The sequence below is a fragment of the Mesorhizobium sp. P3_A10 genome (genome assembly GCF_056403175.1).
Genome location: NZ_JBFUFZ010000003.1, coordinates 141,761 through 154,173, shown reverse-complemented (window position 1 = coordinate 154,173; position 12,413 = coordinate 141,761). Strand labels below are relative to the sequence as shown.

Below are 12,413 nucleotides of genomic sequence, written 5' to 3'. Positions count from 1 at the left end.
GCCCATACTGTGTGCATGTTCGGTTTCATGTTTACCAACCTCGCAAAGATAGCGGCCCCTCTCAGGCGGCTCGGGAACGCGCAGGCCCTTATCCTGGTCGCGCCGCTGTTCCTTTTCCTGCTCGTCACGTTCTTCGTGCCGATAGCGGCGACGCTGTGGCAGAGCGTTTCGGATCCGCTGGCCCGGCAGGCACTTCCGCGCACGATTGCCGCTCTTGGCGAGTTCGACGGAAGTTCGCTGCCGGACAGCCCAGCATTCGCCGGCTTGCAGCACGACCTAAAAACCACCGCTCCGGAAACACTGGCCAAGGCAGCCGTCCGCATCAATTCGGATCTGCCGGGTTTCCGGTCACTTCTGTTCAAGACGGTCACCGCCGTGTCGGCCGAGCCCGCTACGCTGACGGGGCCGGACTTCGTCGCCATCGACGCGCGATGGGGCCAGATCGCGACGTGGGCGGCAATCAAGCGCGCCGGCGGTCCGCTGACGGACGCCAACCTACTTGCCGCGCTCGACTTGAAGCGCACCGATCAGGGCGCTATCGCCAAGGTGGCGCCTGACAAGGCGCTTTTCGTCGGCATGCTTGTCCGTACGGTGGTCATGGCCGCCTGGGTGACACTCATCTGCCTGATCGTCGGCTTCCCGCTCGCCTATTTCATAGCCAGCTCACCGCCACGGCGGGCCGGATTTCTGATGATCTTTATTCTCCTGCCGCTGTGGACATCCATACTCGTGCGAACCCTGTCCTGGACCGTCCTCCTGCAACGCGAGGGCATCGTCAACGCCGTGCTTGCGGGGCTCGGTGCAGGTGGCGCGCCGTTCGACCTCATGTTTAACCGTATGGCAGTCTATGTCGGAATGACGCACATTCTGCTGCCGTTCATGGTCCTTGCCATCTTCAGCGTCATGAAAGCGTTCCCCGACGGCTATCTGAGGGCGGCATCCTCGCTGGGTGCCAAGCCGTTCACGGTGTTTCGCCGCGTCTACCTGCCCCTGGTTATGCCTGGCGTGGTGTCCGGCTGCCTTCTCGTCTTCATCCAGGCTCTCGGCGCCTATATTACGCCGGTGCTGCTCGGCAATCCGAACGACCAGACGATCGCGCCGATCATCGCCTTTTACGTGACGAAGAGTTCCAATTGGGGGCTGGCTGCAGCTCTCTCGCTGATACTCCTTGTAGCAATCGTGCTGCTGTCCAGCGTCTATCGCTCGATTGCTGGCGGCAAAACAGTCGGGGTGGTCTGACCATGGCACACGGCATCCGGGCCACGCCACTGCAGATTGCCTGCCGATGGGGAGTTCCTGTCGTAGCCACGCTCGCCTGCATATTTCTTGTCGCCCCGATCCTGATTTTCCTGCCGCTGTCCTTCAACTCCGGCAGCTTCTTTCGCTTCCCCCTCGATGGGTTGAGCTTGCGCTGGTATCAGGATCTGTTCACCTCACCCTTCTGGATCCGCTCTCTTTTGAACTCATTGCTGGTCGGCGCGTGTGCGACGGCGCTTGCCATGGCTCTGGGCGTGCCAGCGGCCTTCGGCCTGTGGAAAGCGACGTTCCGCGGCAAGAGCCTGCTGGTCGGACTGCTGATCTCGCCCATGATGGTGCCCGTCATCATCACCGGCGTTTCTGTCTACTACGCGTCGGCACCGTTCCTGCTCAACAACACCTATATCGGCCTCATTCTGGCGCATACGGCGATCGCGGTGCCCTTCGTCATCGTGACGGTCTCGGCCAGTCTTTCTGGATTCAATCCGGATTATCTGCGTGCCGGTGCCAGCCTCGGCGCGCCGCCCCTGCTCATCTTCCGCAGGATCACCTTGCCACTCATTCTTCCGGGCGTGGTCAGCGGCGCACTGTTTGCATTTTCCGCTTCGTTCGATGACGTCGTCATCGCGCTGTTCATGGCCGGACCCGAACAGCGCACCCTGCCGCGCCAGATGCTCACCGCCAGTGTCGACGGCTTTCGCCTTACGATCACGGCGGCTGCCTCGCTGATGATCCTGATTTCGGTCGCTTTAATGGCTGTGATCCTGATGCTGCAGCGTCGCAGCCGGCGTCTGGCGGCGACGATCGCCTGATCACTTCAATCCCATAGGTATTCATTCGCAATGACACGAACGATAGAAACACAGGTGCTTGTCGTCGGCGGCGGCCCGGTCGGCCTCACCCTCGGCATGGATCTCGCGTCGCGCGGCGTGGAGACGCTGGTGGTGGAAATGCGGCATGAGGGGGAGCCGCCGAGTGTCAAATGCAATCACATAGCAGCTCGTTCGATGGAGATTTTCCGCCGCTTGGGCGTTGCCGGAAAGCTGCGGCAAACCGGCTTGCCGGCCGACTATTCCAACGACATTTCCTACCGAGTGAGCTTCACCGGCAAGGAATTGTCGCGCATCGAAATTCCGTGCCGGAAGGACCGCTATACGGCGACCGGCGGCCCTGACACATGGTGGCCGACGCCGGAGCCGCCGCACCGGATCAACCAAATCTATATCGAACCGGTGCTGTTCGCCCATGCCGCGGCGATGCCGAATCTCTCCTTGCTCAACCGTGTCCAGATCAATGATTTCACCCAGGATGACGATGGCGTTCAGGCAACGGGGCGGCTGCTCGATACGGGCGAGACCATCTCCATTCGCGCTCGCTATATGGTTGGCTGCGATGGCTCGCGTTCCGGCGTGCGTAAGGCGATTGGCGCCAAGCTTTCCGGTACGGCGGTCGTGCAGCGCGTCCAGTCCACTTATATCAGAGCGCCGTCGCTGCTGTCGCTCAGCAACCTGAAGCCCGCTTGGGCGACATTCTCCCTCAACCCGCAGCGTTCCGGCAATGTCTATGCGATCGACGGCAAGGAGAAGTGGCTGGTTCACAACTATCTCAGGCCGGGCGAGGAAGACTTTGAAGCCATCGACCGCGACTGGGCGTTGCGAACCATCCTCGGCGTCGGTCCTGATTTCGCGTACGAAATTCTTAGCAAGGAAGACTGGATCGGTCGGCGCCTGGTAGCCGACAAGTTCCGCGACAGGCGCGTCTTCATCTGCGGCGACGCGGCCCATCTATGGGTGCCGATGGCCGGGTACGGCATGAATGCCGGCATCGCCGACGCTGCAAACCTCGCCTGGCTGCTCGCCGCTCACCTGAACGGCTGGGCGCCGGCATCCATTGTCGACGCCCATGAGAAAGAGCGGCTGCCCATCACCGAGCAGGTGTCGCATTTTGCGATGAACCATGCGCTGGCGTTGTCGAAGCAACGCGGCGACGTTCCTGACAACATCGATGATGACGACGCCGAGGGCCAGCGAGCAAGAGCCGCGCTTGGCAAACTCGCCTATGACCTCAACGTTCAGCAATATTGCTGCGGCGGGCTGAACTTTGGCTATTTTTATGACCAATCCCCCATCATCGCCTATGACGGAGAAAAACCACCTGCCTACGGCATGGCCGACTTCACACCGTCCACGGTTCCGGGCTGCCGGACCCCTCACGTCTGGCTCGACGATGGCCGCTCGCTCTACGACGCGATGGGTCCCGATTACACGCTGCTTCGCTTTGATCCTTCGATTGACGTGACCACATTCTTGGCCGCAGCGAACGCGATCGCTGTTCCTGTCCGGTTGCTCGATGTCACGGCGGAGGACGCTGCTGGCGTCTACGACAAGGCCTTGGTCCTCTCGCGGCCCGACCAGCATGTCGCCTGGCGGGGTGATACCGCACCGACTGATCCGCTCGGTCTTATCCAGCTTATTTGCGGAATGGCCATACAGCACGAGGCAGCATGACCAACAACCCTCAGAGGACCGTTTCAGCGGTTCAATCCTATCCCGATCTGCGCTTGCTGATCGGCGGCGAATGGCATGAGCGAGGCGATCGTGAGTCAATACCGGTCTTCAATCCCGCGACCGAGGCCGTTCTTGGCAACCTGCCCGTGGCAACTCAGGCCGACATGGATGCCGCTCTAGCGGCGGCGGCAACCGGCTTCGAGCTATGGCGGAGACGTTCGCCCCTTGACCGTTCCGATATCATCCGCCGCGCGGCCGCAATCGTTCGGGAAAGGGGTGAGAGCATCGCGCGTCTGATCACGCTCGAAGAAGGCAAACCTCTGGCCGAGGCCCGTATCGAGGCGGAAGCCGCTGCGCAGACTCTGGAATGGTTTGCCGAGGAGGGGCGCCGGGCTTACGGCAGGATCATACCCTCGCGCATCGAAGGGATGCAGCAATTCGTGGTCAAGGAACCAGTCGGCCCGGTGCTGGCGATCGCGCCCTGGAATTTTCCAGCCGTCAATCCGGCCAGAAAGCTGGGCGCGGCATTGGCCGCGGGTTGCTCGTGCATTCTCAAACCACCCGAAGAAGCGCCAGCCAGTGCCATGTCGATCGTCCAGGCGCTGGACGATGCAGGGATTCCCAAGGGCGTGATATCCATGCTGTTCGGTATACCTGCCGAGATTTCATCGTATCTGATCGCCTCCCCGATCATACGCAAGGTATCGTTCACCGGTTCGGTGCCAGTCGGAAAACATCTGATGGCGCTCTGCGCCGCAGGCATGAAGCGGACAACGATGGAACTCGGCGGCCACGGTTCGGTCATTGTCGACCGTGATGTCGACATCGATGCCGTCGTGCGGCTTTCAGCGATGGCGAAATATCGCAATGCCGGCCAAGTGTGCGTGTCGCCGACCCGCTTTTATGTCCACAAGGCGATCTATGTTGAGTTTGTCGAACGCTTCGCTGCCATTGCGGATGGCGTTGTGGTCGGCGATGGCTTCCTGGAAGATACGGCCATGGGACCTCTTGCCCATTCGAGACGCGGGTCTGCGCTGGATGAACTCGTGGCCGATGCCGAAAAGCACGGGGCTAACCTGCGTGCCGGCGGCCATCGGCGTAACAGCCCCGGTTACTTCTTTTCACCGACGGTGTTGTGCGATGTATCAGAACATGCGCGTGTCATGAATGAGGAACCGTTTGGCCCCGTGGCTCTGATCAATCCGATCGACTCGATCGAAAGTGGAATCAAGCAGGCCAATCGGCTTCCCTACGGTCTGGCCAGCTATGGTTTCGGCGCGACCGCAGACGCGGCGAAGGCATTTTCCAGCGGGCTCGAAACGGGGATGGTCGGGATCAACAGCTTTACCATTTCCTTTCCCGAGACGCCGTTTCTGGGCATTAAGGACAGCGGACACGGGGCCGAAAACGGTGTCGAAGGCCTTGAGACCTGTCTCGTCAGCAAATTCGTGAGCCAGATATGATGAGCGACTTGTCGGCAAATCCCGCGCGAGCCCATGACGAGACCGCACTGGTCCGGTTCATCAATGTACAGAAATCGTATGGAGGCCTTGGCCTCGTCGTCAAAAACCTCAACCTCGACGTACTCAGGGGCGAATTCCTCACCTTGCTCGGCCCGTCGGGCTCCGGCAAGACGACCACTCTGATGATGCTTGCTGGCTTTCAGGATGCCACCTCAGGCGAAATCCTGCTGGACGGACGGCCAGTGACCCAGACGCCGCCGCATGAGCGCGGCATCGGCATGGTGTTCCAGAGCTATGCACTGTTCCCGCACATGACCGTGGCACAGAATCTCGCCTTTCCCCTTGAGGTGCGCCGCGTCGCCAAGGCCGACATCGCCAACCGGGTCAAACGCGCGCTCGAGATGGTAGAGCTGCCCAATTTCGCAGGGCGACGCCCCTCGCAGCTTTCCGGCGGCCAGCAGCAGCGCGTCGCGCTGGCGCGGGCACTCATCTTCGAGCCGACAGTGGTTCTGATGGATGAACCGCTGGGCGCGTTGGACAAGCATTTGCGAGAGCAGATGCAATACGAAATCAAGGCGCTGCATGATCGTCTCGGCATCACAATGATCTACGTGACCCACGACCAATCCGAAGCCCTGACCATGTCGGACCGGATAGCCGTGTTCAACGATGGCATCATCCAGCAGCTTTCGACACCGCAGGACCTCTATGAACGTCCCGCCAACGCGTTCGTCGCCCGGTTCATTGGTGAGAACAATACGCTGATAGGGAAGGTCGCCAAGTCCGGCAAGGACGGACTGTACGATGTTGCCTTGTCAGGCGGTGGCGTTGTGCGTGCAGTCGCCGATGAGTCTCTCGCGCCAGGCGATAGCGTGATAATTTCGGTCCGCCCGGAACGCTGTCTATTGGGCCATGACTTTCCAGACCCGATGAACCAATTCGATGGCAAGGTGCTCGATACGATTTATCACGGCGACCATATTCGGGTGAAAGTTCACGCGGCGGGCTCGGAGAACTTCATCATTAAGACAGTCAACGCAAGATCCGACCTGCCACTGCGGCCTGGCGTTGATGTGAAGATAGGCTGGGACCCAAAAGACTGCCGCGCCTTTCGGTGAGGTCTCTGTCAGCAAGCCACCGTCGTTCTTCGCTTCGACTAACAGCAATGTCTCCCCAGCATTTAATCAAAGCACGGGTAGAGGCACGCGTATCGGATGCAAGGCGTGCGCCCAGGAAGTCCGCACTTTGTCCGGGCTTCAATTTCTCTCGCTCGTTAACGATCGGCCATATTCAAGTCCAGGTGCTGGGACTCCGAACGATCTCCGTCCGTTCATGCGGCGATTGGCGGCAAATACGCGTCATTCGGAGCCATTCTGCCTGACGTGGACCATTCCACCGATGGTGGTTTCCACTCGACCCAGCGTCCCGTCAAGGATCTAGGCTCGCTACAGGTGAGAGCAGTGCCCCTATGCAGCCGATTCACCTCTATCGGTCCGGCGGGACTCGGTGCTGTCGCCCAGATGCGACGAAGGATGACCGCGAGCTTTCGGGCGAGTGCGATCTTGGCTTTTTTCGGAGCCTGCCGATTGGCGGCCTCACGGCCCAGACGCGCGGACCATTGACCATACGGCTCATATGTCGTTTGCCACTTCTTAAGGTGAGGGCGGTCCGCACCATCTCGGCTTTGGCCTTGCTAATGCGGCCGGTGCGGACGAGTTCGACCGACTGAAGCTTGCTCATAGGCTGAAGTGACGAGGCACAGCGAGTCTGTTTCAAGCGCCGCTCTAGCGGGCGAACGCGATGCGGATTGTTCCATGAGGGCCGAAATCGGCAACGATGCTGTCGCCGTGGCGCGCCTCCACCGGGCGCACGAACGAGCCTGACAGCACAACCTGTCCGGCGGCGATCTGCATGCCGTATCGATGCAGCCGGTTGGCCAGCCAGACGATGCCCTTGGCCGGATGGTCGAGCACGCCGGCGCCAAGGCCGGTTTCCTCGACCTCGCCATTGCGAGACAGGATGGCGCCGATCCAGCGCAGGTCGGCCTCGCGCGGCCCAGACGCGCGACCACCGATGACGATGCCGGCATTCGCGGCATTGTCGGAGATGGTGTCGAAGAAGGTCCTGATCTTGCCGGTCTCTTTGTTGACGCGCTCGATGCGGGTGTCGAGGATTTCAAGGGCAGGGGTGATGTAGTCGGTGGCGTCGAGCACGTCGTCGATCGATACGTCCGGCCCCGACAGCGGCGCCTTCATGACGAAGGCGATCTCGGCCTCGATGCGAGGTTGGATGAAGCGGTCGGCGGGAACGGTGCCGCCATCCTCGAAGAACATGTCGTCGAACAGAATGCCGGAATCGGGAATGTCGATGGCAAGCGCCGACTGCATGGCCTTGGAAGTCAGGCCGATCTTCCAGCCCTTGATCGTCAGGCCCGACGCGACCTTGCGCTTCACCAGTGCTGCCTGCACCAGGTAGGCGTCGTCCATCGTCGCATCGGGAAAATCGAGGCTGAGCAGCCTGATCTGCCGGCGGTTGCGTTCGGCTTCGAACAGCCGCGCTGCGGCGTCCTCGACTTGCTCGGGGGTCATTGCGCTGTCCCCTCGTCGACGACGCCGTTGCGCAGCAGGCCAATGCCGTCGGCCTCGATCTCGATGACATCGCCCGGCTTCAGCCAGATCGGCGGGTCGAAACGGGCGCCGGCGCCGGTCGGCGTGCCGGTGACGATGACGTCGCCGGGCACCAGCGTGGTGAAGGTCGAGACATAGTTGATGATCTTGCGGAAGGAAAAGATCATGCGGCTGGTGCGGTCCTGTTGCCGCAGCTCGCCATTGACGCGGGTGGTCAGCGCGATGTCGGCGATCTGCGCCTCGCTGGTGTAGGGCACCAGCCATGGGCCGATGGCGCCGGTGCGGTCGAAATTCTTGCCCTGGGTGACGTTGAACTTGGCGTGGCGGACCCAGTCGCGGATGGTGCCTTCGTTGCAGAGCGAAAGGGCTGCGATGTGGTCGAGCGCATCCTTCTCGGCGATCCGCCGGCCGGCCTTGCCGATGACGATGACGATCTCACCCTCATAGTCGAGCTGCGGCGATTCCGGCGGCCGTACCAACGGCGCGCCATGGCCGACGAAGGAGCGCGGGAAGCGGATGAACAGCGACGGGTTGGAGGGGGCTGCCTGGCCGTCCTTGTACTCTTCGTTGCGGTCGGGAAAATTGACACCGACGCAGATGATCTTTTCCGGGGAGGGGACCGGAATGTCGTAGGCGATGTCGTCGAGGGAAAAATCGGCGGCAAAGGCATCCGCCTCTTCCGCCAGATGTTGCAAGGCGCCGGCCTCTATCACTTCGCGCAAAGTCGGCCACTGGCTATGGCGCGCCGACAGGTCGACGACGCCCTTGCCGGTGATCGCGCCGTAGCGCTTCTTGCCGCCGATGGTGAAGGTGGCGAGCCGTGCCTGTGCCGTCATGCTGATTTCCCTATCACGCCTGTTCCAGCCATCGTCATGGCGCGATGATCGGCGAGGCAGAGAGATCGGGCTGGCGCGGCTCGACACCGGCAAAGAAGCTGCCTTCCTCGAACCAGCTTTTTGGCGCCGGCGCGCCCCACAGCGTCTGGCGCTGCGGATCCTTGAGGTCCCACTTGATCGGCTCCAGATCGGGATCGACCGTCTGGTAGTCCGAACAATAGATCTCGATGCGGTGGTTGTCCGGATCGCGGATATAGAGGAAGAAGGCGTTGGATATGCCGTGCCGTCCGGGTCCGCGCTCGATGTTTACGAGGTAGCCGGTCGTCGCCATCAGGTCGAGCAGATCGATGATGTTGAGCGGGGTCGGCACCCAGAAGGCGACGTGGTGCAGGCGCGGTCCGACACCGTTGGTGAAGGCGATGTCGTGGACGCCGCCCTTGCGGTGCGTCCACGCCGCCCAGAGCTTTCCACTGCTGGCATCCTCGGTGTACTCGGTGACACGAAAGCCGAGCTCGTTGTAGAACGCCACCGATTCATCGACGTTGGGCGAGAAGCAGTTGAAGTGGTCGATGCGCAACGGCTTGACGCCCTTGTAGAGCGCGTATTTCTGGTGAATCGGCGGCAGCCGCTCCATCTTCGAGTAGAACTCCAGCGGAATGCCGTGCGGGTCGCGGGTGCGGAAGGTCCGTGACTGGTACGGCCGCTCGACCCATTCCACCGGCAGGCCTTTGCCTCTGAAGAAGTGCTCGGCCTTGTCGAGATCCTCGTCGGAGAACAGCTTGAAGCCGAGGTCGCGGGCTTCCGGCTTGGGAGCCTTCCGCAGCACGATGCAATGGTGGCCGCGCTCTTCCAGCGCGCGCAGATAGATCGCGTCCTTGTTCTCGTCGGTCACCTGCAGGCCGAGCGTGTCGACATAGAAGGCGCGTGATTTTGCGAGGTCGGTCACCGCCAGTTCGACATGGCTCAGCCGCACGATGTTGAAGGCCGGGTAGAGGTTGGGTGTGGGTAAGGGCATGTTGATCTCCGGTCAGCCGCCGAGCTTCTGGATCGAGTGCGGCGCCGTGGCGAACGCGATGTTCTTGGTTTCCATGTAGAAATCGAACGACCAGTCGCCGCCGTCGCGGCCAATGCCCGAACTTTTGACGCCACCGAACGGCGTTGGCAGATGGCGCACATTTTCCGAGTTGACCCAGATCATGCCGGCATCGAGCGCATCGGTGAAGCGGAAGGCGCGGGTGACGTCCGAAGTCCAGAGATAGCCGGTCAGGCCGTACTGGGTGTCGTTGGCCAGCGCCAGCGCCTCGGCCTCGTCCTTGAACGGGATGGCGGTTAGCACCGGTCCAAAAATTTCCTCCTGGGCGATGCGCATGCGGTTGTTGGCGCCGGTAAACAGCGTCGGGCTGACATAGCAGCCGCCGCCCGGACCTGCGAATTTGCCGCCGCCGGCAGCGACCGTGGCGCCTTCCGACTTGCCGATCTCGATGTAGGAGAGAACCTTCTCCTCATGCACCGGATGGATCAGCGGACCGACCACGGTTTCGGGGTCAAGCGGGTGGCCTATCTTGATGCGCTTTGCCTTCTCCGCCACCAGCGCGGTGAACTTGTCGTAGACCGAGGCCTCGACCAGCAGGCGCGAGGACGAGGTGCAGCGCTCGCCGTTGAGCGAATAGATCATGAAGACGGCAGCGTCTGCGGCGCGCTCCAGATCGGCGTCGGCGAAGACGATGACCGGGTTCTTGCCGCCGAGCTCGAAATGCACGCGCTTCAGCGTGTCGGCGCCTTGCTTCATGATCATCGAGCCGGTGCGGCTTTCGCCGACGAAACCGACCGCCTTGATATCGGGGTGCTCGGTCAGCGCCTTGCCGGCATCCTCGCCAAAACCGTTGACGAGGTTCCAGACGCCCTTGGGCAGGCCGGCCGCCTCGGCGATCTCGACCAGCAGCCGCGCCGTCAGCGGCGACAGCTCCGCCGGCTTGTGGACGATGGTGCAACCGGCGGCGAGCGCCGGCGCGATCTTCCAGGTCGACAGCATGAAGGGCGTGTTCCACGGCGTGATGACGCCGACCGGGCCGATCGGTACACGAGTGGTCATGTTGACCTGGTTCGGCGCGCGGATCGTGCGGCCATCGCGGGCTTCCGGTGCACGGTCGGCGTAGAAGCGGAAATTCTCGGCGCCGCGCAATGCTGCCTTGGCCATGAACTTCAGCGATTGGCCGGTGTCCATGCATTCGACGAAGGCAATTTCCTCGGCCCGCGCCACGATCGCGTCGGCTATTTTGTGCAGCAGCTTCTTGCGGGCGTCGCCGGCAAGCGCCGCCCAGTCGCGAAAGGCCGCCTTCGCCGCCTTGGCGGCGCGGTCGATGTCGTCAGCCTTGCCGCGCGCCACCTTGGCGATGGGCTTCAGGTCGATCGGCGAGATCGTCTCATAGGTCGAGCCGTCGGCGGCCGGCACAGCCTCGCCGCCGATCTGGTTGAGCACACCGCCTTTCCGGAAGCGCTCGAGATAGGCCTCTGCCTTCTTGAGATTGTCGTCTAGAGCCATGAGGTCTTTCCTGTCACTTGCCACGCCCTGTCACTTGCCTCGCAGGCGCGAGTGGATGGCATTCTTCTTCCAGCTCAGTTCGGCGTCGATCTCGCGGATCTCCAGCGACAGCGCGAAATGCGGCGTCGTGAACAATGAAGCGAGATGCTCGGACACTGCCGCGAAGATCGCTTCGCCGGTGCGTTTCTTCTCTTCGTCAGTGCGGCCCTTGCCGATGCGGAAGTTCAGGTCGATGAAACCGTTCTCGGGCAGACGGTCGGCGATGGCATAAGCATCAGCGCGAAAGGCGCGCACCCTGACCGCGCCCGGCTCGAACAGACCGGTTTCGAGGATTGTCCGCGAGACCAAAGCGCAGAGCTCCGTCATGTCGACCCTGGCGTCGAGATTCGCCGAATAGTCGATCACCATGTGCGGCAAGCTGTCGCTCCAGTCGGACATATACGCTGTCTTTAATTAACGTGCGTATTACATTTTGTTGAGGTATTGTCAATTGCTTTGCAGTTGGGTCAACATCCTTTCCCGTGCGCTCGACATCCTAACTTGGCTGTGAGTTCGCGGGTGATTGCCAATGGGCTCATGCGCGCCTTCGTGGAGTCTTCCTTGCGAATAACGGAAACCAAACGCTCCCTGCCAATGGCCCTGCTTCGTGCCCGTGAAGTGATCATGGCGCACTTTCGACCGATGCTTGCCCGACACGACATCACCGAGCAGCAATGGCGCGTGCTGCGGGTGCTTGCCGAAACCGGGCCGCTCGAAGCAACCGAACTCGCCAATCGAGCCTCGATCTTGCCGCCTAGCTTGACCCGCATCATCAAGGCGATGGAGGAGCGGCAGTTCATCACCCGCAACAGGGTAAAGGATGATGGGCGCCGGGCACTGATCGCCATCAGTCCGGCCGGGCTGGCACTGATCGAGGACCTGTCGCCTGAGCGTGCCGCGATCTATGAGGCGATCGAGCAACGCTACGGTGCCCAGCAGCAGGACCGGCTGCTTGATCTGCTAGAAAGCCTGATCCAATCGGAATCCTCTTAACCACCGAAGCTACCAGTGCAGTCGGCAGCAAGCAGTTGCGACCGACATAGAGCAATGCCGCCTCTGCCTCCTATGGCCATTTCCGCCAATAGTGAACAAAAAGAGAACAAAGAGTCAAGCCTGCCCTTGACGGGGGAGGAATATGTTCC

The 12,413-nt window shown here is 61.6% G+C and carries 11 protein-coding genes; 6 read left to right on the top strand and 5 right to left on the bottom strand.

Annotated elements, in window-relative coordinates:
• The first annotated feature begins 27 nt into the window (after positions 1-27).
• Genes AC1DXU_RS13675 through AC1DXU_RS13655 form a run of 5 tightly spaced genes read left to right on the top strand, consistent with a single transcriptional unit; the run spans position 28 to position 6,345 of the window.
• Positions 28-1,239 carry an ABC transporter permease gene (locus AC1DXU_RS13675; RefSeq protein ID WP_477322531.1) on the top strand — a complete coding sequence of 404 codons (1,212 nt, stop codon included), beginning with the start codon at positions 28-30 and terminating at the stop codon, positions 1,237-1,239.
• Positions 1,134-2,069, top strand: coding sequence for an ABC transporter permease (locus tag AC1DXU_RS13670; protein WP_477369210.1), 936 nt, complete (start codon positions 1,134-1,136; stop codon positions 2,067-2,069). The genes AC1DXU_RS13675 and AC1DXU_RS13670 overlap by 106 nt, the downstream gene beginning before the upstream one ends.
• Positions 2,070-2,099: 30 nt before the next feature.
• Positions 2,100-3,764 carry an FAD-dependent oxidoreductase gene (locus AC1DXU_RS13665; RefSeq protein WP_457154753.1) on the top strand — a complete coding sequence of 555 codons (1,665 nt, stop codon included), beginning with the start codon at positions 2,100-2,102 and terminating at the stop codon, positions 3,762-3,764.
• A complete protein-coding gene (locus AC1DXU_RS13660) occupies positions 3,761-5,227 on the top strand; it encodes an NAD-dependent succinate-semialdehyde dehydrogenase (RefSeq protein WP_477307776.1) in 1,467 nt (488 codons plus the stop codon). The genes AC1DXU_RS13665 and AC1DXU_RS13660 overlap by 4 nt, the downstream gene beginning before the upstream one ends.
• Entirely contained in the window at positions 5,224-6,345 is a 1,122-nt protein-coding gene (locus AC1DXU_RS13655) for an ABC transporter ATP-binding protein (protein ID WP_457152784.1), read from the top strand. The genes AC1DXU_RS13660 and AC1DXU_RS13655 overlap by 4 nt, the downstream gene beginning before the upstream one ends.
• 666 nt (positions 6,346-7,011) lie before the next feature.
• Here the strand turns inward: AC1DXU_RS13655 and hpaH are convergent.
• The 5 genes from hpaH to AC1DXU_RS13630 are packed head-to-tail and all read right to left on the bottom strand — an operon-like array spanning position 7,012 to position 11,670.
• Complete coding sequence (gene hpaH / locus AC1DXU_RS13650; RefSeq protein ID WP_477369208.1) at positions 7,012-7,815, bottom strand: 2-oxo-hept-4-ene-1,7-dioate hydratase; 804 nt, start codon at positions 7,813-7,815, stop codon at positions 7,012-7,014.
• Positions 7,812-8,690, bottom strand: a complete 879-nt coding sequence (locus AC1DXU_RS13645; protein WP_477322537.1) for a fumarylacetoacetate hydrolase family protein — start codon at positions 8,688-8,690, stop codon at positions 7,812-7,814. Before AC1DXU_RS13645 ends, hpaH begins: the two co-directional genes overlap by 4 nt.
• A gap of 34 nt (positions 8,691-8,724) precedes the next feature.
• Positions 8,725-9,705, bottom strand: coding sequence for a 3,4-dihydroxyphenylacetate 2,3-dioxygenase (gene hpaD, locus AC1DXU_RS13640; protein WP_477369206.1), 981 nt, complete (start codon positions 9,703-9,705; stop codon positions 8,725-8,727).
• A gap of 12 nt (positions 9,706-9,717) precedes the next feature.
• The gene (gene hpaE / locus AC1DXU_RS13635; protein ID WP_477369204.1) at positions 9,718-11,232 is read right to left on the bottom strand and encodes a 5-carboxymethyl-2-hydroxymuconate semialdehyde dehydrogenase; all 1,515 of its coding nucleotides are present in this window, start codon (positions 11,230-11,232) and stop codon (positions 9,718-9,720) included.
• Positions 11,233-11,262: 30 nt separating this feature from the next.
• Positions 11,263-11,670: a 5-carboxymethyl-2-hydroxymuconate isomerase gene (locus tag AC1DXU_RS13630; RefSeq protein ID WP_477369202.1), complete on the bottom strand. Its 408-nt coding sequence runs from the start codon at positions 11,668-11,670 to the stop codon at positions 11,263-11,265.
• A 138-nt stretch (positions 11,671-11,808) separates the two neighbouring features.
• Between AC1DXU_RS13630 and hpaR the strand changes: the two genes are divergently transcribed.
• Positions 11,809-12,264: a homoprotocatechuate degradation operon regulator HpaR gene (gene hpaR, locus AC1DXU_RS13625; RefSeq protein ID WP_126070414.1), complete on the top strand. Its 456-nt coding sequence runs from the start codon at positions 11,809-11,811 to the stop codon at positions 12,262-12,264.
• The last annotated feature ends 149 nt before the right edge of the window (positions 12,265-12,413 follow it).